This is a genomic window from Pseudomonas sp. 10(2024) (assembly GCF_045164175.1).
Taxonomy (GTDB): domain Bacteria; phylum Pseudomonadota; class Gammaproteobacteria; order Pseudomonadales; family Pseudomonadaceae; genus Aquipseudomonas; species Aquipseudomonas alloputida.
In genome coordinates this window covers 2,381,939-2,404,263 of record NZ_CP174006.1, presented here as the reverse complement: position 1 = coordinate 2,404,263, position 22,325 = coordinate 2,381,939, and the positions used below count along the sequence as shown (strand labels likewise).

The window sequence follows — 22,325 nt, the reverse complement described above, 5'->3', positions numbered from 1 at the left end:
GCACGGGCTTCGCCCGTGTTCGCGGGCAAGCCCGCTCCCACAGGGACCGAAGTTACTTCAAGTTACCTAATCATTGCGCCGCTGCAATGACCCAACTGCATCGTTAAATATTATTGACCGCAGACCCTGCCAAACCCACGCCACCACAGGCCCGCATCGGTTTCAGCCCCCAGAAAACGGCGTATCCCCCGCGTTAAAGCCCGCTTCCGTCGTTTGACATATCGAACGGCTCTGGCAAGCTATCTACAAGCCCCGACCGGAATCGTCGCCTCTGACGAGCCGGCAGTGCTCGGGGCTACAGGCAGCACCCAAGGCCCCGCGCCGTGCGCCTGCACAACAACGACAGGTCGAACCTGTCCCAAGGTGACATATGTCCAACAGCAACATTGGCAACAAGCAACCTTCCCTGCGCAAACCCGTCGTCCTGATGACCATGGGCAGCCAAGAGCGCAAAGGCCATGACTACCAGGTCATGACCCACAAATACATTACCCCGCTGGTCGAGTTCTCCGATTGCGTCCCGGTGTTGGTGCCTACCTGCTGCGGCACTGACGACCTCGAGACCTACCTGGACATGGCCGACGGCGTTTACCTGACTGGCGCTGGCAGCAACATCGACCCGGCCCTGTATGGCCAGGAAAACCAGACCCCAGGCAAAGGCCAGGACCAGAACCGCGACCTGTTCGACATTCCGCTGGTCAAGGCGGCAATCAAGCGTGGCCTGCCCATCTTCGGCATCTGCCGTGGCATGCAGGAAATCAACGTGGCCCTGGGTGGCGACATTTACCAGAAGGTGTATGCCGAACCTGGGTTCAATGACCACCGGGAAAACCCGGAAGACCCGGTCGAAGTGCAGTACGCCCAGGTGCATGGGGTGAAGATCCAGCCGGGCAGCTGGCTGCACGACACCCTGGGTACCGATGAGATTCGCGTCAACTCGCTGCATGGCCAAGGCCTGCACAAGCTCGGCGCCGGTATTGAAGCGATCGCCCGTGCCGAAGATGGCCTGGTCGAAGCGATTCACGCGCCAAGCATTTCGCCGTTCCTGTTCGCGGTGCAGTGGCACCCTGAATGGCAAGCGGCGAAGAACCCTGATTCGATAAAGATCTTCCAGGCTTTCGGCGATGCTTGCCGGGCCCAGGTACGCAAGGCGCAAATCAAGCGCCAGCACGCGGCCTGACCTTCAGTTTCCTCTGCTTTGATCGCGGGGCGGCGCAAGGCCGCCCCCGTTTCCCCGGCCACCCTCTGCTGGTCCCAGAACTCTTCCCGTGGAATCGGGCGGCGGGCTTGTGCCTGTCTCCGCGATCGTTTTTTCCTTTCCCTCAAGAGATACGATGACTGCTATGTGTTTGTCGTCGTACCTGCTGCGCCTGTGAAATCGAGCGCCGCCCGCGCGGCGCTTCGCGGGTAAACCCGCTCCTACGTTTGTTTCGGGCCAGTATCGCCTGTGTCAGACGCGCGCGACCGCCTTGTTTGTACGACGCGATATCGAGACATGCGCCAACATGTGTTTGTCGTCGTACCTGCTGCGCCTGTGAAATCGAGCGCCGCCCGCGCGGCGCTTCGCGGGTGAACCCGCTCCTACGTTTGTTTCGGGCCAGTCCGTCCTGTGCCAGGCGCGCGCGACCGCCTTGTTTGTACGACGCGATATCGAGGCATGCGCCAAGGCGTTCGCGCGCAAATGCCACAGGCATAACTGGCCCGAAACAAACGTAGGAGCGGGTTCACCCGCGAAGCGCCGCGCGGGCGGCGCTCGATCTGCGCCACAACACACATATCCAGACGGCCACCTTGGCGAGAACACAAAATTCTGAAAAAGGACTAGTCATCACACTAGGTTGTACGATAACTTACCTCTAACGCAAAGCCACACCCCTCACCCAAGCGCCACAGGATGCCAACAACAATGAATCCACAAGAACTCAAATCCATCCTCTCCCACGGCCTGCTGTCTTTCCCGGTCACCGACTTCAATGCCCAGGGCGACTTCAACCCGGCTGGCTACATCAAGCGCCTCGAGTGGCTGGCCCCCTACGGCGCCAGTGCGCTGTTCGCCGCTGGCGGTACCGGTGAATTCTTCTCCCTGGCCGCCAGCGAATACAGCCAGGTGATCAAGACCGCGGTCGACACCTGCGCCACTTCGGTACCGATCCTCGCCGGTGTCGGTGGTTCCACCCGTCAGGCCATCGAATACGCGCAAGAAGCCGAGCGCCTGGGTGCCAAAGGCCTGCTGTTGCTGCCGCACTACCTGACCGAAGCCAGCCAGGACGGCGTCGCCGCCCACGTCGAAGCGGTGTGCAAATCGGTAAACATCGGTGTGGTGGTGTACAACCGCAACGTCTGCCGCCTGAACGCCGACCTGCTGGAAAAACTGGCCGAGCGCTGCCCGAACCTGATTGGCTACAAGGACGGCCTGGGTGATATCGAGCTGATGGTGTCGATCCGTCGTCGCCTGGGCGAGCGCTTCAGCTACCTGGGTGGCCTGCCGACCGCCGAAGTGTATGCCGCCGCCTACAAGGCCCTGGGCGTACCGGTGTACTCCTCCGCGGTGTTCAACTTCGTGCCGAAAACCGCCATGGACTTCTACAACGCCATCGCCCGTGACGACCACGCCACCGTGGCCAAGCTGATCGACGATTTCTTCCTGCCATACCTGGACATCCGCAACCGCAAGGCCGGCTACGCCGTGAGCATCGTCAAGGCCGGCGCCAGAATTGCCGGTTACGACGCCGGCCCGGTGCGTACCCCGCTGACTGACCTCACCGCCGACGAGTACGAAATGCTCGCCGCGCTGATGGACAAGATGGGCCCGCAGTAAGCGCCGCCCGCGGCCTGCCAGATGCCGCGCCCGGAGTGGGCCTGCCCCACTCCGGTTACAATTCGTGAGCCCGCACAAAAATAACTAGTGGGAGTATTGCCAGCATGCAAGCGACTAAGAAAACGCATGTGCGCTACCTGATCCTGTTCATGCTGTTTCTGGTGACCACGATCAACTATGCCGACCGCGCGACCATTGCTATCGCAGGCTCCAGCCTGCAGAAAGACCTCGGCATTGACGCCGTAACCCTCGGTTATATCTTTTCCGCCTTCGGATGGGCTTACGTGGCTGGCCAGATACCTGGTGGCTGGCTGCTCGATCGCTTCGGTTCCAAGAACGTCTACGCCTTCAGCATCTTCACCTGGTCGCTGTTCACCCTGCTGCAAGGGTTTGTCGGTGGCCTGCCGGTTGCCTGGGCCGTGGTCACCCTCTTCACCCTGCGCTTCCTGGTCGGTTTCGCCGAAGCCCCGTCATTCCCGGGTAACGCGCGCATCGTCGCCGCATGGTTCCCGACCCAGGAGCGCGGCACGGCGTCGGCCATCTTCAACTCGGCGCAGTATTTCGCCACTGCACTGTTCGCCCCGATCATGGGCTGGATCGTGTTCAGCTTCGGCTGGGAGCACGTGTTCGTGGTCATGGGTGTGCTGGGCATCATTTTCTCGATGGTGTGGCTGAAGACCATCTACAACCCGCGCCAACACCCGCGCATCAGCCCGAGCGAACTTGAGCACATCGAGCAGAACGGCGGCCTGGTCGACATGGACCAGAAGCGCGGCAGCGACGGCCCGAAATGGGGTTACATCAAGCAGTTGCTGACCAGCCGCATGCTCCTGGGCGTATACCTGGGCCAGTACTGCATCAACGCCATCACCTACTTCTTCCTCACCTGGTTCCCGGTATACCTGGTGCAGGAGCGCGGCATGACCATCCTCAAGGCCGGCTTCATTGCCTCGCTGCCGGCGGTGTGTGGTTTTATCGGCGGCGTCCTGGGTGGCGTGATCTCCGACTGGCTGCTGCGCCGCGGCAACTCGCTGACCTTCTCGCGCAAACTGCCGATCGTCTGTGGCCTGCTGCTGTCCACCACCATGGTGTTCTGCAACTACGTCGATGCCGAGTGGATGGTGGTTGGCTTCATGACGCTGGCGTTCTTCGGCAAGGGCATCGGCGCGCTGGGCTGGGCGGTGGTGGCGGACACTTCACCCAAGCAGATCGCCGGGCTGTCCGGCGGCCTGTTCAACACCTTCGGCAACATCGCGTCGATCACCACCCCTATCGTGATCGGCTACATCATCAGCGCCACCGGCTCGTTCAAGTGGGCGCTCGTGTACGTGGGTGCCAATGCGCTGGTAGCGGTATTCAGCTACCTGGTTATTGTCGGCCCCATCAAGCGTATCGAATTGCGTGATGCTGCGCCAAAGCCACACGCTGAGCCTACCACCGACGGCGAACTGGCCAGCTCCCGTCACTGAAAAACACGCCCTCGCCGGGTCACCCGGCATGGGCGGATGTACAAAAGCCTGAGAACCTGACAAGTAGGGCCCAAACATGCAGTTGATCGAACATTCCGACTCGCCCCGCTACGTCCGCCTGCACGACGACGACAACGTCGTGGTCGTCGTCAACGACGGCGGCTTGGGCGAAGGCGCCCGCTTCGCCGACGGCCTGACCCTGATCGAAGGCGTGCCGCAAAGCCACAAGGTGGCCACCGTGGCCATCGCCAAGGGCGAGCCCGTGCGCCGCTACGGGCAAATCATCGGCTACGCGCTGGAAGACCTGCGCCAAGGCAGCTGGGTTCAGGAAAGCCAGCTGGCCATGCCGGCCGCCCCGGAACTGGACAGCCTGCCGCGCTGCGATGCAGTGCCACAACCGCTGCCGCCGCTGGAGGGCTTCACTTTCGAGGGCTATCGCAACGCCGACGGCACTGTCGGCACCCGTAATATCCTCGGCATCACCACCACCGTGCAGTGCGTGACCGGCGTGCTGGAACATGCAGTCAAGCGCATTCGCAACGAACTGCTGCCCAAATACCCCAACGTCGATGACGTGGTGGCCATTACCCACAGCTACGGCTGCGGTGTGGCAATCAACGCCCGCGACGCTTACATCCCGATCCGCACCGTGCGCAACCTGGCGCGCAACCCAAACCTCGGCGGCGAGGCACTGGTGATCAGCCTGGGCTGTGAAAAACTGCAAGCCAGCCAGGTGATGCACGACAACGACCCCTCGGTGGACCTCAGCGACCCATGGCTGTACCGCCTGCAAGATGCCAGCCTTGGCTTTGTCGAAATGATCGAGCAGATCATGGACCTGGCCGAAACCCGCCTGAAGAAGCTCGACCAGCGTCGCCGCGAAACGGTCCCGGCCAGCGAGCTGATCCTCGGCATGCAATGCGGTGGCAGCGACGCCTTCTCGGGCATCACCGCCAACCCGGCACTGGGTTATGCCGCCGACCTGCTGGTCCGCGCTGGCGCCACCGTGCTGTTCTCTGAAGTGACCGAGGTGCGCGACGCGATCTACATGCTGACCTCGCGCGCGGAAAACCAGGACGTTGCCGACGCGCTGGTGCGCGAAATGGACTGGTACGACCGCTACCTGCAGCAAGGCGCCGCCGACCGCAGCGCCAACACCACGCCGGGCAACAAGAAAGGCGGGCTGTCGAACATCGTCGAGAAATCGCTGGGTTCGATCGTCAAGTCGGGCAGCGGTGCTATCCAGGGTGTGCTCGGCCCAGGCGAGCGGGTCAACCGCAAAGGCCTGATTTTCTGCGCCACCCCGGCCAGCGACTTTGTCTGTGGCACCTTGCAACTGGCGGCCGGCATGAACCTGCACGTCTTCACTACCGGCCGCGGCACCCCGTATGGCCTGGCCATGGCGCCGGTGGTCAAGGTGTGCACCCGCAGCGAACTGGCCCAACGTTGGCCCGACCTGATCGACATCGACGCCGGTCGCATCGCCAGTGGTCGCTCGACCATCGAGGAGCTGGGCTGGGAGCTGTTCCATTACTACCTGGACGTGGCCAGCGGCCGCAAGCAGACCTGGGCCGAACAACACCGGCTGCACAACGACATCACCCTGTTCAACCCGGCGCCCATTACCTGATGCCGCAGCCCTGACCACGCATTCACACACGCCACTCTCAATCCCACAGGAGCACCCCATGCCTGAAATCCTCGGCCATAACTTCATCGCCGGTCAGCGCAGTGCCGCTGGCCCTCAGCGTCTGCAGAGCCTGGACGCCAGCACTGGCGAAGCCCTGCCCTACAGCTTTGCCCAGGCCACCGAAGCCGAAGTGGACCAGGCCGCCAAGGCCGCTGCCGCAGCCTTCGCCGAGTTCCGCCAACTGGCCCCGGCACGTCGGGCCGAGTTCCTCGACGCCATCGCCGCTGAACTCGACGAACTGGATGACGCCTTCGTCGCCATCGTCTGCCGCGAAACTGCACTGCCCGCCGCCCGTATCCAGGGCGAGCGCGGCCGCACCAGCGGGCAGATGCGCCTGTTCGCCCAAGTGCTGCGCCGCGGCGACTTTCTCGGCGCACGCATCGACCTGGCACTGCCCGAGCGCCAGCCGCTGCCACGCGTAGACCTGCGCCAGATGCGCATCGGCGTAGGCCCGGTCGCCGTGTTCGGGGCCAGCAACTTCCCGCTGGCCTTCTCCACCGCCGGGGGTGATACCGCCGCCGCCCTGGCCGCAGGCTGCCCGGTGGTATTCAAGGCGCACAGCGGCCACATGGCCACGGCCGACCTGGTCGGCTGCGCCATCGTGCGCGCCGCTGAGCGTACCGGCATGCCCAAGGGCGTGTTCAACATGGTATTTGGTGGCGGCGTGGGCGAGTGGCTGGTCAAGCACCCGGCCATCCAGGCGGTTGGCTTCACCGGCTCGTTGAAAGGCGGTGATGCCCTTTGCCGCATGGCCGCTGAGCGCCCGCAGCCAATCCCGGTGTTCGCCGAGATGTCCAGCATCAACCCGGTCATCATCCTGCCAGGCGCCCTGGCCAAACGTGGCGAGGCCATTGCCCGCGAGTTGGCGGGGTCCGTGTGCATGGGTGCCGGGCAGTTCTGCACCAACCCTGGGCTGGTGATTGGCTTGCAGTCGCCACAGTACAGCCAGTTGCTCGCCGACCTTGGCCAGTACCTGGACCAGCAAGCCGGGCAAACCATGCTCAACGCTGGCGGCCTGCGCAGCTACGTCGGCGGCCTTGAACACTTGCATGCCCATGCCGGTATCGAGCATGTGGCCGGCCAGGTGCAGGAAGGCAACCAGGCGCGCGCTCAGCTGTTCAAGGCCGATGCACGCCTGCTGGTCGAGTCTGACCCGCTGTTGCAGGAAGAAGTGTTTGGGCCCACCACCGTGGCCGTAGAGGTGCAGGACAACGACCAACTGCGCGACGCGCTGCTCGGCCTGCGCGGCCAACTGACCGCGACGCTGATCGGCGAGGCGGACGACTTCGATGCCTTCGCCTGGCTGGTGCCGCTGCTGGAGGAGAAAGTCGGGCGAATCCTGGTCAATGGCTACCCGACCGGTGTCGAAGTCTGTGATGCCATGGTGCACGGCGGCCCGTACCCGGCGACCTCCGATGCGCGTGGCACCTCGGTCGGCACTTTGGCCATCGACCGCTTCCTGCGCCCGGTGTGCTACCAGAACTACCCGCAGACGCTGCTGCCTGAGGCACTGCGCGACGGCAACCCGCTGGGGCTGCGGCGGTTGGTGAACGGTCAGTGGAGTGACGGGGCGATCTGACTGGTTGCCAGAAACAGGAAAGCCCTGCGCACGGCGGGGCTTTCCTTTTTGACTGTACTGGCCTCTTCGCGGGCAAGCCCGCTCCTACAGGGCTATGTTGCCCTCGAAGAGGCCAGTACAGGCAGCAAAGGCATCAGGTCCCTTGCGCTTCAGCCGCCTCATGCGCCTGGCGCAAGCGCTCGCGGCTGTTGCTCAGGTGCATGCGCATGGCCATCTTCGCCCCTTCGCTGTCACGCCGGGCAATCGCCTCATAGATCGCCTCGTGCTCATGCATCAGGCGGCTCATGTAATGCGCCTGGTCATCATGGGCCAGGCGCGCCGAATTCAGCCGGGTGCGCGGGATGATGCTGGTACCCAGGTGGTTGATGATGTCGGCGAAGTAGTGGTTGCCGCTGGCCTGGGCAATGCGCAGGTGGAACTGGAAGTCCGCCGACACCGCATCAGTGGCGTGGGCCGCCCCCTCGTTGAGTTCGTCCAGCGCCGCCCGCATACCGGCCAGGGCTTCGTCGCTTCGCCGCTGAGCCGCCAGCCCAGCCGACTCGATCTCCAGGGCAATGCGCAGCTCCAGCACCGCCAGCACTTCGCGCAGGGTGACCACGGTGGCCGGGTCGATACGGAAACCGCCCGTAGCCGGCGCATCCAGCACGAATGTACCGATGCCGTGGCGAGTCTCTACCTGCCCGGCGGCCTGCAACCGCGAGATCGCCTCACGCACCACCGTGCGACTGACGCCCTCTTCGGCCATGATCTGCGATTCGGTCGGCAGCTTGTCGCCGCGCTTGAGCTGGCCGCTGCGAATGCGTTCGGTCAGCACCGTGACCAGTTCCTGGGCCAGACTGCGCGGCTTGCGCCGGGTCCTTGCCTGTACCTGCTGCTCTGTCATTGCCCTGTATTTCACCTTGGAAGACAGCGCTCATCATAGCGCAAGCGGTTGTACGATCACATACACCCCGTGCGGTATTTATTGCCCATCTTTGCAGTCCCTGGCCCATGAAGAAACGCGCAGAATCACTGGCCCATGGCCTGCGTGAGCCTGTACTGTACGCTTCCACGCTCACTGTTCCATGGAAGGAATCTGCAGTATGAAAACCCTCGACCGCCTTTTGCTCGGCAGTGGCCTGCTGATCCCCCTCTGGCTGCTGGCGGGGGTATGGCTCACGGCCCAGGCCTACCCTGGCTATGATCACCTGCAACAGGCCATGAGCCAGCTGGGCGCGGCAGGCTCGCCAACCCACAGCTGGTCACCACGGGTCAACAACTACCCTCTAGCCCTGCTGTTTGCCCTGTTTGCCTGGGGCCTGGTGCGGCGCTGGCGTAGCTCGAAGCTGGCGCTGCTGAGTGCGGGCCTGGTGTTGCTGCATGGCATGGGCAGTTTGGGCACCGGCTGGTTCCCTTGCGACCAGGGCTGTGCACCGGCACAGCCATCTACCTCGCAGCAACTGCATAACCTGTTTGGTCTGCTGATGTTCCTCTCGCTGACCTTGGCCAGCGCCCTATGGGCGTGGCTAGGCAACCGCCTTGCCGGCTCCCCCGCCCTGGCGCTGTTTTCCCTGGCTTGCGTGGTGTTGGCGATCATCACCGTCGCGTTGATGGGCCAAGCGGCGCAGAGTGGCCAGCTGTTCGGCCTGTATCAACGCCTTAACTATGGTGTTTCGGTGCTCTGGGTTGCCAGCCTGGCCTGGACAAGCCTGCAGAAGCCGAAGGCCAGTCCCCTGCGCATGGCTGTGCCCTGACGGCAAATTGCTGGCCCACGGCTGCGGAAAGCGAAGGCAAACTCCGTTTTCTTTCAGATGCTTAGGACAGCAACATGCGAGTACTTCTAGCAACGATGGCCGGCTGCCTGCTGGCCACCCTCGCTTTCGGCGCCCAGGCCAGGGCATTGAGCCAGAACGATCGCCACACCTGCGGCTGGGGCGCGCAGATAGCCGCCGAGGCCCAACAGGCCAAGCTTTCCGGGGTAACCTTGTACGCCACGCGCAAGAAGCTGCAGGTACGCAAATTCCCCAAGCCATGGATGCGCATGACTGCCTTCGGCATTACCGAGCAGACGTACAACAGCCGCTCGCGGCTCAAGCCTGAAGCGATCAAGCGGACTTACTTTGAACAGTGTGTTCAGCATGCGACTGCAAGAAGATAACTCTTTTTTATCAGTAAATTACAGATCAAACATAAAGCCATCTAGTAGAATCCATGTGCTGCGAAAAGGCCTCTATCGCCAGCACCTGTAAGCGCGTGCAAGACTCAAGCATTTGTTAAGCTGATCCGAGTCGCCAGAATTGACCAAGGCCATTCACCCGATGGATGAACTGCGCAAGATCGACCTCAACCTGTTGCTCGCCCTGCACGCCCTGCTCAGCGAAAGGCACGTGACCCGTGCAGCCCTGCGCCTGCACCGCAGTCAACCGGCGGTCAGTCACGCCTTGGCGCAATTGCGCAAACACTTCGACGACCCCTTGCTGGTACGCCAAGGCGGCAGCATGGCCCTCACCGCCCGCGCCCAATCGCTGGCACAACCGCTACAGGATGCACTGAGCAATCTCGACAGCCTGCTGGCCACCCCACTGTTCGAACCAGCCAGGGCCCAGCGCCGGTTCCGGCTGTCGTTGTCCGACTACGCTTCGCGCATCATCCTGCCGCACCTGCTGCGCCACCTGCGCCAAGTCGCGCCCGGGGTGGACCTGGCCATCAGCCAGGCCAGCCGTGAAACCATGTTGGCGCAGTTGCTCGATGGCGAACTGGATCTGGCCCTGGGCCTGTTCCCCGAACTGCCTCAGGACATCACCGCCCAGCCCCTGTTTGCCGATCGCTTCATCAGCGTTGCCGATCGCCAGGTCCTGCCTGCCAGCGGCGGCATGGCCCTGGAAGACTGGCTGGCACGCCCACATGTATTGATGGCCATGCGCCCGGATGCTTTCGATGAAATCGAGCGTGCACTGGCCGCCCGGGGCCTGCAACGCCGTATTGCCCTGGCCTTGCCACACTGGAGTGCGGCAGTCGAAGTGCTGGCCGGCACCGACCTGATCCTGACAGTGGCCAGCCGCGCTGTGGGGTCGTTGCGCAAGCACAAGACACTGCGCCAGTTCACACCGCCACTGGCCATCCCCTCGTTCGACTATCAGCAAGCCTGGCACAACCGCAAGGACAGTGACCCCGGGCACCGCTGGCTGCGCGAAACCGTATGGGCCTGCAGCCAACCAGGGCGCTGATCAGTTTTCTTGCGCCTTCACAGCTGCCGGGGGGTGGGCCGGTGACGCCGTTGCCCAAGTGCCCTGTACCAGCAGCACTCCGCACAGGATCAGCACCACGCCGGCCACCCTGGCCAGACTGAGCGGCTTGCCACCCAGCCCCATCACCCCGTAGTGGTCGGCAAGCACTGCCGTGATGATCTGCCCCGCCACCACCAGTACCAGGAACCCTGCTGCGCCAAGTTTAGGGGTGAGTGCGGCGGCGCCGGCTACATACATTGCCCCGAGCACGCCACCAATCCACAACCACCAGGGCCCCTGCAGGGCCTTGCCCATGTCTGGCGCCGGTACCCGGATAATCAGCAGGGCAGCGATCACCACCAGCATGCTGACCGTCAACGATGTGAAAGCCCCCCACAGCCAGTGCCCAAGTGCCCGACCTGCCGCAGCATTACCTGCGGCCTGAAACGGCAACACCGCACCGGCAAGCAACGCCATGGCCACAGGAAGCGCCAGCAGAAGCATTGATTTACTGAACATGGCAGTCCTCATCCAAGGTATCGATGGCCACCATGATGCTGCATGCCCCAGTACTGATAGAAATCAAAATCCTGCACTTGAACTATTCGTACCCTGCATGGTGAAACATCCCTTCCGTCTGGCGTGCGCATGCTGTCTTCACCCTGAAACATCGGTGCTGTTGACTTACTAAGGCACCAAGATAAACTGCGCCTTATGAATACTCTTGAGAACAAGCATCACATCATGCTCGATGCACTGGCCGAGGCCCCCGCTGACGCCAGGCAAAACGTGCGCCTGTGTTTCGAACTCTTGTCCGCTGCAGCGGCCATCAACCGGGTATGCGCCGCACGGCTGGCCCGCCATAACCTGTCAGAAGGGCGATTCGCAATCCTCCTGACCTTGCAAGGCGCAGGCGGCCGCCTGGCACCGCTGGAGCTGGCGACGCGCCTGGCAATCACCTCAGGCACCGTGACCGGCCTGCTCGACGGCCTGCAGGGTGATGGCTTTATCAAGCGCCGCAAGGACGCCCATGACCGGCGCAAGCTGAGCATCAGCCTTACCTCGGCAGGCATAGCGGTACTCGACGCCGTATTCGCCGAACACACCGACTGGATCGGCACGATCATGCAGTCACTGGACAACGCGCAACGTGACGCCCTGTCCGCCACGCTACAGGCACTCTCGGCCAGTCCTGCCCTGGCACTGCCACCGGACAATCACTGAACCCAAGGCACACCCGCAAGACCACATGGAGGTGGATGATGTTGCAGAATCAGAGCGTATTGGCCCGGCTTGGCAGGAAGCCCCGGGTACAAAGCGAACACGACCAGTTAAGTCGTCGCCAACCTTGGCTCGAGGCCTGCCTGCCAGCGGCGCTTTACCGGCGCCCGTTCATCCGCCGCCTTGCCAGACAGCCAGTGGCCATCGAGGGTTTCAGCTTTCGCCCATCGAAGACTCGGCACTGGGCCGTCCTCTGGAGGATGTGCACATCAACGGGGCTGTGCACGTGCCTGGCCGGCAATCGACTGTACCGTGCCACTGCCATGGAGCCTAAGCCATGAGCGACGACCGAAAGTCCCTGATCGACCTTGGCCAACTGCCAACCCGCAACCTGGCCGAATGCCTGGCGGTGGATCAAGCCGCCCTGGTCAACGCCTTGACAGGGCAACTGCCAGCAGCATTGGTAGAGCAACTCGCTGCCAGTGCGGACCAGGCACTGGGCCTGTCAAAAAAAGTGGCGGCCATTGGCCTGGCGCTGGGCAAGTGGCTGGAGCAGGCCGCCGAGTCCTTGCGCCAGCAGGTGTTCGAGCAATGCTGCACGCACCCGTCCGATACCGTGCGCAGCTGGGCGGCGTTCGCCCAGGCGTACCTGTCACGCTCGCAGCCTGCGGAAGATGCCCTGCTGGCGCAGTTTCGCTTCGCCCGCGATGAGCACTTCGGCGTGCGTGAATGGGCCTGGATCGCCCTGCGCCCGCGCCTGGCCCAGCACCTTGAAGCCGCCCTGGCGCTACTCGGCCGCCATACCGGTGATGCCGACCCGCTGGTACGTCGGTTCTGCATCGAGATCCTGCGCCCGCGTGGCGTTTGGTGCGAGCACATTGCCACGCTCAAACAACGACCAGAAGTGGCCGAGCCGTTGCTGGTACCGCTGCTGGCCGAAGCCGAAAAATACGCCCAGGACTCGGTCGCCAATTGGCTCAACGATGCCAGCAAGACCCGCCCCGACTGGGTACTTCAGCTGTTTGAGCGCCATCCCCCGGCCTGCAAGGCCTCACAGCGCATCCAGACCCGGGCCACCCGAAGCCTGCCCCAGTGAACCACCACAAGGAAACACGCATGTCACTCAAGGCAAAACTCGACGCCGTCAAACAGCAGATGGCCCAACTGCCCACCGAGGTGCTGGAAAAATTTGGCGCCTCGCTGCAAGCCCTTATCGCAAGGCATCCTGAGGACCACGCGCTCAAAGCCGACGACACCGCCCCGCTGGCCGTGCTGGAGGATGCCGATGGCAAGGCCGTGGACCTGCGTGCCCTGTTGGCACGCGGTCCGCTGGTACTGGTGTTTTACCGCGGCCTGTGGTGCCCGTTCTGCAATGTAGCGCTCAGCGAATACCAGCAGATGGCAAGCGATCTGGCCGCCAGCGGTGCAACGCTGGTCGCCGTCTCTGCCCAAGGCCGCGCTGCCACCCTGAAAACCCGCGAATCCCTGGGAGTGCGCTACCAACTGCTAAGCGACCCGGGCAACCAGCTGGCGCGCCAGTACGGCATCGTCTTCGAGCTGGAGCCAGCGCTGGAGGCGGTGTACCAAGCACTCGGCGCCGACCTCAAGGCACTGAACGAATGCGACGACCTCAGCCTGCCGATGGCCAGCGCTTTCGTCATCGGCCAGGATGGCCGCATTCGCCATGCCTTCGTCAATGTCGACTACTCCGAACGTGCCGAACCCCAGGCCTTGATCGAAGCCGCCAGCGGCTAAGACCCACTTCCCGGCACCGGGCTGCCCGGACCGCAAACGGCCGGTTGTAAGCGAGTAACCGAGGTCGGCAACGGCCAAGGTCAACGCGAGGTTTCGACGCGCAGCACTTCGGTGTAGATCGCGTCAACCGTCTGGCCAACCTTGAGGTTCTTCATGCGTTTCTGCAGGTCTGGATTCTCGACCTTGACCACCTGCAGCTTGCCCTCCGGTGGCAACAAGCTCACCTCATGCGTCTTGAGGTCGATCTTCTTGATCTGAGAGGTAACCTTGACCTGGCGGAACGCCTCGCCGCCCGGGTTGGGGTTTTGCTCGGTTGCGCGGATGGTACCGGACTCTTCAGTCGCTTTCGGCGCCCCACCCACTTCCGGATTGAGCACATAGGCCACGGCGCGTGTCACGTAGATGTCGACTTGGTCACCGACTTTCAGGTTGGGCAGCGCCTTGGCCTTTTCGGTCAGCTGGAACGTCACATCCTTCTTCTCGTCAGGGCCTTTCACCGTGACCTGGCGGGTGGCCAGGTCGATAGCCGTTACCTGTGTGGTGACATGGCTTTCCAGCGCCTCGCTCCCGATGGGGATACCGGCAGCCTGTACCGTGAAGCTGGCAGCAGAGGCCAGCGTGGCAAGGGCTACAGCACGAGCGAGAGTACGAATGGGGTTCATAGGCGTGCTTCCATGTGATCAAGTCCGGATGGGCGCGTGAAAGGTTCACGCGGTATCAAGCATAGCCATTACCTGCCGCCTTGCCGGCCCTTCCGGCGCGCGACGCATTTCGGCGCAGAAACCACTGTTATAGCTAATACGAATTCTTTACACTTGCTTTACATTTGCAAATCATTACTATTCGTGACTCCCGATAACAACAAAGAGTCGCCTGTAATGGCAAAAAAGTCTGTTGCCCCAGCATCCATTTCCATGCTGGGCCTGCTCGTTGTGCCTGCTGTACACGCTGCCGCGCAAACCGATACGCAAAGTAGCCTCGCCCTGCCTGCCACCGCCGTCACCAGCGTCTATGAGCAGCAAAGCTACAAGGCCAGTGAAAGCCGCAGCGCCATGAAGATCGACGCGCCGCTGCGCGATATCCCGCAAACTGTCAACGTCGTTCCCGAAAGCGTGATCAAGGACCAAGGCGCACAGTCCATGGAAGACGTGCTGAAGAACGTGCCCGGCATCGGCCTGTCCAACGGCGACGGCCAACGCGATCAGGTGACCATCCGTGGCTTCAGCGCCATTGGCGACATGTATATAGACGGCGTGCGTGACGACGCCCTGTACTTTCGCGATCTGTCCAACATCGAGCGTGTCGAGGTGATCAAGGGGCCGGCCGCGGTGCTGTATGGCCGTGGCTCCTCGGGCGGGCTGATCAACAGCATCAGCAAGAAACCAAGCTTCACGCCCAAGCGCGAAGTCGGCATGAACGTCGACAGCGAAGGCAAACGCCGAACCCAATTCGACACCGGCTGGGCCGACCCACAAAGCAACCAGGCCTACCGCGTAACGGGTGCCTTCGAAGACAGCGACACCTTCCGCGATGATGGCTACATCGACCGCAAGGCCATCGCACCGTCGGCCTACTTCCGTCTCTCGGACGACCTGGAACTGAACCTGGGCGCCACCTACCTGTACGACAAGCGCCTGATCGACTTCGGCATACCGGCCCTGGGCAGCCGCCCGGTGGACGTGGACCGCGACAAGCGCTTCGGCTCTGGCGATGCTGACCAGGATTACGCCCGCAGCGAGGTGTTCTCGCTTACAGCCAGCCTGGACTACCGCATCAACGACAACTTCACCCTGACCAACACCAGCCGTTACTACCGCTACGACCTGGACCGCAACAACACCTTGGCCGACAGCAGCCCGACGCGCTTCGTCACCGCGCCCGATGGTGAACTGCTGATCAAGCTCAACCGCGGCAACGTCGCCCGCGATGAGTACGGTGTGTTCAACCAGACGGAGCTCAAGCAACAGGCGCAACTGGCGGGCATGCAGCACAACCTGTTGTATGGCGTGGAAGCAGGCTTTCAGGACAAATACCAGCGCGTGCTGAGCCAGACCAACGTGGCCCAGGTACCGGTTTACCGCGATGCCTTGGTGGCGGTACCGGAACATGCCGCCAACCTGTCTTCCAAGGGCACCAACTTCCAGCAGACCACCGGTCTGTACGTGCAGGACATGATCGAGCTGAACGCGCACTGGAAGGCGTTGGTCGGTGTGCGTTATGACATCTTTGGCCAGGAGTACGACGACGACCGCGTGCAGAACATCGACCTCGATCGTACCGACAAGACCTGGAGCCCGCGTGCGGGTCTGGTCTACCAGCCAGACGCCATCCAGTCCTACTATGTGTCGGTCAGCCGCAGCTATCAGCCTTCTGGCGAAGTATTCGCGGTGAGTCCGAGCAACCAGCACCTGGAGCCGGAAGAAACCACCAACTATGAAATCGGCGCCAAATGGGACCTGCTCGACAGCCGCCTGTCACTGACCGCCGCAGTGTTCCGCCTTGAGCGCACCAACATGAAGACTGCCGACCCGGCCAACCCCAACCTGACCGTATTGGCTGGCGAACAGCGTACCGATGGCTTTGAAGCCACCGTCAGCGGGCATCTCACCGACAAGTGGCAGATCTATGCCGGTTACGCTTACCTGGACGCCGAAATCACCAAGTCCAACAGCAAGACCAATGGCGTGGCGAACGAAGGCCAGACACCTACCCTGACGCCGCGCAACAGCGCCAACGTCTGGCTGGTACGTACCCTGACACCAGAGTGGCGTGTGGCCGCCGGAGCCAACTACGTCGACGAACGCTACACAGCACTCGACAATGTGGTGGTGATGCCAGGCTATACCACCTTCGACGCCGCGCTGCTGTACAGCGTGCCGCAGTGGGATGCCGCGCTGCGCCTGAAGAACGTGTTCGACCGTGACTACTATGCCTCGGCACATGGCTCGGTCGACCTGATCACCCCAGGGGCACCGCGCACGCTGGAAGCCAGCTTCAACTACCGCTTCTGACCCACGCGCAATGCCTGTCATTCAGCAATTGGGCCGCTCTGCGGCCCATCGCCAGCAAGCTTTGACGATTTGATCAGATAGCATTCAGCGATTACGCGTCACCCGCCACACCGTATTCGCCAGGTCATCGGCAATGATCAACGCTCCCCGCGGGTCCACCGTCACCCCAACCGGTCGCCCCCGGGTCTTGCCATCCTCACCGCGGAAGCCCGTGGCGAAGTCGATCGGCTCCCCTGCAGGCTTGCCATTGCTGAACGGCACGAAGATCACCTTGTACCCCACCGGGTTAGGCCGGTTCCAGCTGCCGTGCTCGCCCACGAATACACCGTCGGCAAAGCGCTCGCCCATTGCCGGGGTCGAGAAGTCCACACCCAGTGCAGCCACATGCGAACCCAGGCTGTAATCCGGCTTGATCGCCGCCGCCACCTTATCCGGGTTCTGTGGCCGCACCCGCTCATCCACATGCTGCCCCCAGTAGCTGTAAGGCCAACCATAGAAGCCACCCTCACGCACCGAGGTCAGGTAGTCGGGCACCAGGTCGGGGCCCAACTCATCCCGCTCATTGACCACCGTCCACAACTGCCCGGTCTGCGGCTGAATGGTCAATGCCGTCGGGTTACGCAAGCCGGTGGCATAGGGCCGGTGCGCGCCGGTCTCGGCATCGACCTGCCAGACCATGGCCCGATCGATCTCCACCTCCAGGCCGCGCTCGGTGATGTTGCTGTTCGAGCCGATACCCACATACAAGAAGCGGCCATCCGGGCTGATGGTCAGCGCTTTGGTCCAATGGTGGTTGATCTCGGCCGGCAGGTCGGTGACCTTGGTTGGCGGGCCGTCGGCCTGGGTCTGGCCTTCCTTGTAGTCAAAGCGCACCAGCGCATCCTGATTGGCTACATACAGCTTGCCGTTGGCATAGGCTAGGCCGTACGGTGCGTTGAGGTTATCCGCAAACACGGCCTGTACCTCGTAGTTGCCATCGCCATCAGCATCGCGCAGCAAGGTCAGGCGGTTGCCACCCTTGACCTGGGTATTGCCCTTGGCCTTGATCTGGCTGGCGATCACATCCTTGGGCTTGAGCTTGGCCGCGCTGCCTCCCCGGCCCTCAGCCACCAGAATGTCGCCATTGGGCAGCACCAGGCTCTGGCGCGGGATTTTCAGGCCGGTGGCAATGGCGGTGACACTGAAGCCCTCCGGCACGGTCGGTTTCAGCTCGCCCCAGGCAGCCGGTTGCGCAATCTTCATGCTCGGCAGCAAGCCGCGCTGAGGCTCCGGCAGCTTCGGGTCCGGGCCATGGGCCTGGGTCGGCTCGCCGTCGCCACCACAGGCACTCAGCAATAGCGCCACGCCCAACAGGCTAAATGCATGCAAAGGCTTCATGCCACACCTCCTGAACGCAGGTTGCTCAAACCGGTCCAGGCGGCCACCACTGCGAGCACTGTCACGATTACCGACAACACCAGCCCAGAAGGCATCACCGCCCAGGCGTCCTTGGCATGCTCAAAGGCGTTGATCAGCCCAAGCACCCAAGTCACCAGCAGCAGCACGAAGTACAGCGTAGCGCGCCCACCCTTGCGCTCTGCGCGGATCAGGTTGGCCAACGCGAACAACAGTGCCAGCCCACAGAACACCAGGGCCCCGGCGATCAGCCAGGCGGCGAAGTTGCTCCACTGAATCTGATAGCTGTTGTAGTAGGCGATATCGCTCAGCAGCGCGCCAAGGAACAACGGCACACTGCCCGCCAGCAGCAGGGCATGCAGCGGGCTGGGCGTACAGCGGTAAAGGGTTTGATCAGGTGCGGTCACGGTGCCTCCTTTTCATTCAGTGACCCAGGGCTGATGGTCTTGCGCCATCAGATAAGCGCAGGGTGCGCTTAGCAAAGGAGCCTCTTGACGCCGAGATAGTTCACCGCTTCGCTGTAATGAAATATCCTGCAAGGCATTTGCTGCCAAGCGCAGAAGGGGAAAACATGAGCAGACCATATGCGTCCTGGGCACTGGCCACCCTGCTCGGCCTCAGCCTGGCTCTCGCTGGCTGCTCCAGCAACGCCAGCAAGGCACGCTACGCCACGCCTGCAGTGGGCTCCAACTGCTTTGCCAAGGCCGTCCCCACTACCGGTGAAGGCGGCCTGGCCTGGGGCAATACCTTGAGCATTGCGCGACAGAAATCCCTGAATAACTGCGTGCGTTATGCCAGCCGCTCGGGAGGCACGCCCAGGACTTGCCAGGTAGTGATGGCCAAGTGCAAAAACTGAACATACAACAATCTTAAAGTACGAAACTTCCTACAAAAATGCTGCAACTTTTCACACGATATTGCGCAAACACAATACATATACATTCAAATAAAATCTTACACTTTCATCCTCGACCGAAAAGCAGCGATCGAGGCATTGTCTTTCACTTGAATTCCAGATACTTGATCGCCCGATCATCTCAGCAAGTAAGTAGGAAACTTCTTACAGCATAGAGTCGGGCCTGAAATCCAGCACAGTATGAATAACGGCATTTCAGTCTTGTCAGTACTGAAAGTTGCCGCAGTGCGTCTCTGGTTGGAAAAGACTGTCTCTCTGAGCAAGGAGCTCGCATGACCAATGCCTCCGTCAGTAGCGCCACCTCCGGCCCTGCCTGCAGCGCACGCGTGCCCATCCTGCCAGTACGCTACGCCATCGTGCCCCGCACCGGCGACGCCCCCGCCTGCCGCTATGCCGATGCAGGGTTCAACCTGGAACAAGGCTTCCCCACGCTGCAGCACTCGGCCTACACCCTCCGCGCTTTGCGCCCGGGCTATGTCTACGTGTTCATGAAAGGCCCTCAGGGCGAAAAACTGGTCATTCATGAGCACGTCGGCGCGGGCCTCTACAAGGAGCTGAGCTACCAAGGGCTGGAGGACTACCACCGCCGTGAGCGCTACCTGTCCGGCCAGAGCACCGGCTGGGTGTGGGCCGACACCTGCCAGGACACCGCCGAGGAAGTGTGGATCGGCTACAGCCCGCACCTGTGGACCAACGCCATCACCGCCCGTATCACCGGTTCGGCAGCCCTGCGCAAACGGCACATGCGCCAGCTGGACATGGCCGAGCTGGTGAGCGGCAACCAGGTGCCGTCCACCCAGCCCCATGTGTTGCCAGTGAGTGCCCTGCAAACCTGGGTCGAAGACTTCAAGCCAACCGAGCGGCGCATGCCGCTAACCTGGAGCAGCGACCCGATCACCGAAACCTTGCCCATCGGCAACCTCACTGCCATCGCCCGGCACTACCCCTGGACCCAACCGAAAGTGCCGGTGGTGGTGGCGCTCGCCGATGCTGAAGGCATGGCCCTGGACCTGAGCCTGTCGGTCTCGGCCTACCAGCATCAACTGCGTGACCTGATGCCCGCCGAGCAACTGGAGTACACAAAACCCGCCCAACCTCCCGAGCAGGAGCGCGTGCCGGCATGCTACCGGCTGGATGCCGAACAGCTCAGCCCGCAGAGCCGCGACTTTCACCATCGCAACCTGGTCGCCATGCTGCTGAACAAGACGCTGGAAAGCCTGTACCCGGCGGATGCCCCTTCACCGGAACTGGCCGCGTTCAGGCTGGGCACGTCACGCCGGGGGCCTGCCCTGTCGCCGGCCGAGTCCCATTTCCAGGCCCTCACCCATGAAGATTACTCCCCCAATGGCGCGCGCCTGGCGCAGCGCCTCGATGTCGACAAATACCGGCGCTTCCTCACCGAACGCGACGCGCTGGAACGGCGGATTGCCGCCCTGCGCAACCTGGCCTTGCAAGCCAGCAACGATCATGACGCCTGGCTGGCGACGGCCGAATCCCAACACATCGATAACCCCTACAGCCTGGCAGCCGCCTTGGTTTGTTACGACCGTGACGAACGCACCTCCGCCCGCGGTCTGGAAATCTCACTGGCGTTGCTGATTCACCCAATGGGCCAACCGACACCCGGCACCGAAGATCATGACCGGCGTTTCAAACGCCTGGAGCAATGGCTGGACCAGCACGACAGCCCGCTTTACACCGCCTTGGCGCCGTTCAACCCGTTCAAGGACAAAGCCGATTCGATCGGCACCTTGTTCGGCGCCAGCGACAACGTGATCGAAGGGCTGGCCGGTCGCTTCCCGGCCATGGCGGACATCACCGACCTCACCGCCCAGTCGGTCAATACCGTGGTGCTCAAGCGCCTGCGTGGCCAGACCCGTTGGGATGCCAGCCATGGCCTGCGCCAGCAAGTGTTGCTGGCAGCGCGTGAGGCCAATGCCGAGAAAGCACTGGGGTTGTTGGCGGCGCGCTATCGAATCACCGAGCAGGCCATAAAGGAAAATCCATTTAGCCAGGAGGTGCAGCGGTATTTGAAGAGCGGCATGGCGCAGGTGGAAGAGATGAAAGCGTTGCGCATTTCGGGTAGCCGCACGGTGTCGATCGAGCTGACCACCACTGCGCGGGTGAAACCTAACTTTCTCGGGCTGCTCACCTCCGGCGGTGGTGGTGGTTTAAACGCGGGGATGCTGTGGTTCAACATCTTATCGCTCAAGACGGCCTACAACAGCCTGCAGAAGAGCGACGCACCGGAATACACCCTGGGGTTCGCTTCATCTGTTTTCGGGGTGATCGGTGCAGCGGCGGCAACAATGGTCAGCGTGCGGGCAACGCATAAGGCCGTCATGCTGAGATTAAGTGCCACAGCGCCGGGCATGGCCTTTGGCAATGGGATTATCAAGTTCTTGGGTAGCAATCTGTTTGCGCGTTTAGCCGGTTACCCGGCAATTGCATTTAGCTTGCTTTCTGATATCTCCAAAGCAAGGCGCCAGAAAGCGAACGGCAATCAAGCGGCTGCCGATTACACGTTGACTGGTGGTTTCACCATGGCTGTCGGTTCCGCTGTCGTCCTTGAAGCAGGACTTGCAATCGCGGGCGTGACGTCGGTTGTGCCCTTTGCCGGATGGGCCGCAGCGGCCCTTGTCCTCGTAGGAGTAGCCATCATTGCAGGAGGCCTCTACCTGCACGCCAAGGCACATGAGCACCTTCACAGCCCAATAGAACTGTGGGCAGCACGTAGCATATTCGGTAATCGCATCAATGATGGAGAGTCGCACGCTGACATCAACTTGGACTTTGACAAAAAACTTCCTGCTTTCACCTCACTGCAAACAGAAATTAAGGCTTGGCACAATGAACATTACGGACCCAAGCTACTATCCGCCGAGCAGGCCCTATCCCTCGGCATAACTAAAGTCGACACCCGATGGCATCAGAACAACCACTGGTCGCCGCCAAATTGGACAGCTATCACACATAACGAAGTAGCCACATCCCAACCAACCGTAGAATTCACAGTGCTGCTGCCTGCGTTCAGGCTAGGCGTAAGTGAATGGTCAGGAAGTTTGAGTTCCCTCCGTGACGACCAAGGAATTGACGTTTTTCCAATCAGCCCGACCGGCCACATCGTAGATGCTGGCTTAGTTCTACATTTCGAAAACACCCTAGCCAACCAAAATCATGTCTCACTTCATCTAACCTACAACGCCAATCAAGGCCTGGACGAAGATAATGAGACCCTGTCAATTTTTCGTCTGGAGCGCTGATC

General features: G+C 62.0%; 19 protein-coding genes. 14 read left to right on the top strand and 5 right to left on the bottom strand.

Annotation, left to right across the window (positions count from 1 at the left end; translation table 11 throughout):
- The first annotated feature begins 370 nt into the window (after window positions 1–370).
- From ACI7M0_RS10830 to ACI7M0_RS10810, 5 genes are all read left to right on the top strand, one after another.
- On the top strand, window positions 371–1,180 hold the full coding sequence (locus tag ACI7M0_RS10830; protein WP_004575279.1) for a gamma-glutamyl-gamma-aminobutyrate hydrolase family protein: 810 nt from the start codon (window positions 371–373) through the stop codon (window positions 1,178–1,180).
- Between the two features lie 726 nt (window positions 1,181–1,906).
- Complete coding sequence (kdgD, locus tag ACI7M0_RS10825; RefSeq protein ID WP_104961473.1) at window positions 1,907–2,818, top strand: 5-dehydro-4-deoxyglucarate dehydratase; 912 nt, start codon at window positions 1,907–1,909, stop codon at window positions 2,816–2,818.
- Between the two features lie 104 nt (window positions 2,819–2,922).
- Window positions 2,923–4,287 carry an MFS transporter gene (locus ACI7M0_RS10820; RefSeq protein WP_129933746.1) on the top strand — a complete coding sequence of 455 codons (1,365 nt, stop codon included), beginning with the start codon at window positions 2,923–2,925 and terminating at the stop codon, window positions 4,285–4,287.
- A gap of 76 nt (window positions 4,288–4,363) precedes the next feature.
- Window positions 4,364–5,917 (top strand): galactarate dehydratase, encoded by a 1,554-nt coding sequence (gene garD / locus ACI7M0_RS10815; protein WP_014756302.1) that lies wholly within the window; start codon window positions 4,364–4,366, stop codon window positions 5,915–5,917.
- A gap of 58 nt (window positions 5,918–5,975) precedes the next feature.
- Window positions 5,976–7,556, top strand: a complete 1,581-nt coding sequence (locus ACI7M0_RS10810; RefSeq protein ID WP_104961471.1) for an aldehyde dehydrogenase (NADP(+)) — start codon at window positions 5,976–5,978, stop codon at window positions 7,554–7,556.
- A gap of 133 nt (window positions 7,557–7,689) precedes the next feature.
- Here ACI7M0_RS10810 and ACI7M0_RS10805 read toward each other — a convergent pair whose 3' ends face one another.
- Window positions 7,690–8,439, bottom strand: a complete 750-nt coding sequence (locus tag ACI7M0_RS10805; RefSeq protein WP_003247694.1) for a FadR/GntR family transcriptional regulator — start codon at window positions 8,437–8,439, stop codon at window positions 7,690–7,692.
- Window positions 8,440–8,638: 199 nt separating this feature from the next.
- Here ACI7M0_RS10805 and ACI7M0_RS10800 point away from each other — a divergent pair, with 199 nt between their 5' ends.
- The 3 genes from ACI7M0_RS10800 (at window position 8,639) to ACI7M0_RS10790 (ending at window position 10,762) form a co-directional block, all read left to right on the top strand.
- On the top strand, window positions 8,639–9,289 hold the full coding sequence (locus tag ACI7M0_RS10800) for a DUF998 domain-containing protein (RefSeq protein ID WP_104887769.1): 651 nt from the start codon (window positions 8,639–8,641) through the stop codon (window positions 9,287–9,289).
- Window positions 9,290–9,363: 74 nt separating this feature from the next.
- The gene (locus ACI7M0_RS10795; RefSeq protein WP_104961470.1) at window positions 9,364–9,693 is read left to right on the top strand and encodes a hypothetical protein; all 330 of its coding nucleotides are present in this window, start codon (window positions 9,364–9,366) and stop codon (window positions 9,691–9,693) included.
- Window positions 9,694–9,853: 160 nt separating this feature from the next.
- Window positions 9,854–10,762 (top strand): LysR family transcriptional regulator, encoded by a 909-nt coding sequence (locus ACI7M0_RS10790; protein ID WP_121161557.1) that lies wholly within the window; start codon window positions 9,854–9,856, stop codon window positions 10,760–10,762.
- Here the strand turns inward: ACI7M0_RS10790 and ACI7M0_RS10785 are convergent, their stop codons facing one another.
- Window positions 10,763–11,281 carry a DMT family transporter gene (locus tag ACI7M0_RS10785; RefSeq protein ID WP_104961468.1) on the bottom strand — a complete coding sequence of 173 codons (519 nt, stop codon included), beginning with the start codon at window positions 11,279–11,281 and terminating at the stop codon, window positions 10,763–10,765.
- Window positions 11,282–11,476: 195 nt separating this feature from the next.
- Between ACI7M0_RS10785 and ACI7M0_RS10780 the strand changes: the two genes are divergently transcribed.
- The 3 genes from ACI7M0_RS10780 (at window position 11,477) to ACI7M0_RS10770 (ending at window position 13,738) form a co-directional block, all read left to right on the top strand.
- On the top strand, window positions 11,477–11,986 hold the full coding sequence (locus tag ACI7M0_RS10780; RefSeq protein WP_104961467.1) for a MarR family winged helix-turn-helix transcriptional regulator: 510 nt from the start codon (window positions 11,477–11,479) through the stop codon (window positions 11,984–11,986).
- A gap of 334 nt (window positions 11,987–12,320) precedes the next feature.
- Window positions 12,321–13,079: a hypothetical protein gene (locus ACI7M0_RS10775; protein ID WP_129933745.1), complete on the top strand. Its 759-nt coding sequence runs from the start codon at window positions 12,321–12,323 to the stop codon at window positions 13,077–13,079.
- 20 nt (window positions 13,080–13,099) lie between these two features.
- Window positions 13,100–13,738, top strand: a complete 639-nt coding sequence (locus ACI7M0_RS10770; RefSeq protein WP_129933744.1) for a peroxiredoxin-like family protein — start codon at window positions 13,100–13,102, stop codon at window positions 13,736–13,738.
- A gap of 80 nt (window positions 13,739–13,818) precedes the next feature.
- On the opposite strand, the gene ACI7M0_RS10765 is transcribed toward ACI7M0_RS10770, so the two are convergent.
- Window positions 13,819–14,400 (bottom strand): hypothetical protein, encoded by a 582-nt coding sequence (locus ACI7M0_RS10765; RefSeq protein WP_003247673.1) that lies wholly within the window; start codon window positions 14,398–14,400, stop codon window positions 13,819–13,821.
- Between the two features lie 216 nt (window positions 14,401–14,616).
- Between ACI7M0_RS10765 and ACI7M0_RS10760 the strand changes: the two genes are divergently transcribed.
- Window positions 14,617–16,749 (top strand): TonB-dependent siderophore receptor, encoded by a 2,133-nt coding sequence (locus tag ACI7M0_RS10760; protein ID WP_177413617.1) that lies wholly within the window; start codon window positions 14,617–14,619, stop codon window positions 16,747–16,749.
- Window positions 16,750–16,833: 84 nt separating this feature from the next.
- On the opposite strand, the gene ACI7M0_RS10755 is transcribed toward ACI7M0_RS10760, so the two are convergent.
- Together ACI7M0_RS10755 and ACI7M0_RS10750 are read right to left on the bottom strand one after the other, a co-directional pair.
- A complete protein-coding gene (locus ACI7M0_RS10755) occupies window positions 16,834–18,126 on the bottom strand; it encodes a sorbosone dehydrogenase family protein (protein ID WP_064492679.1) in 1,293 nt (430 codons plus the stop codon).
- Complete coding sequence (locus ACI7M0_RS10750; protein WP_020192131.1) at window positions 18,123–18,551, bottom strand: DUF2231 domain-containing protein; 429 nt, start codon at window positions 18,549–18,551, stop codon at window positions 18,123–18,125. The genes ACI7M0_RS10755 and ACI7M0_RS10750 overlap by 4 nt, the downstream gene beginning before the upstream one ends.
- Before the next feature lie 164 nt (window positions 18,552–18,715).
- Here ACI7M0_RS10750 and ACI7M0_RS10745 point away from each other — a divergent pair, with 164 nt between their 5' ends.
- Window positions 18,716–19,000 carry a hypothetical protein gene (locus tag ACI7M0_RS10745; protein WP_104961464.1) on the top strand — a complete coding sequence of 95 codons (285 nt, stop codon included), beginning with the start codon at window positions 18,716–18,718 and terminating at the stop codon, window positions 18,998–19,000.
- 332 nt (window positions 19,001–19,332) lie between these two features.
- The gene (locus ACI7M0_RS10740; RefSeq protein ID WP_405314586.1) at window positions 19,333–22,323 is read left to right on the top strand and encodes a T6SS effector BTH_I2691 family protein; all 2,991 of its coding nucleotides are present in this window, start codon (window positions 19,333–19,335) and stop codon (window positions 22,321–22,323) included.
- The last annotated feature ends 2 nt before the right edge of the window (window positions 22,324–22,325 follow it).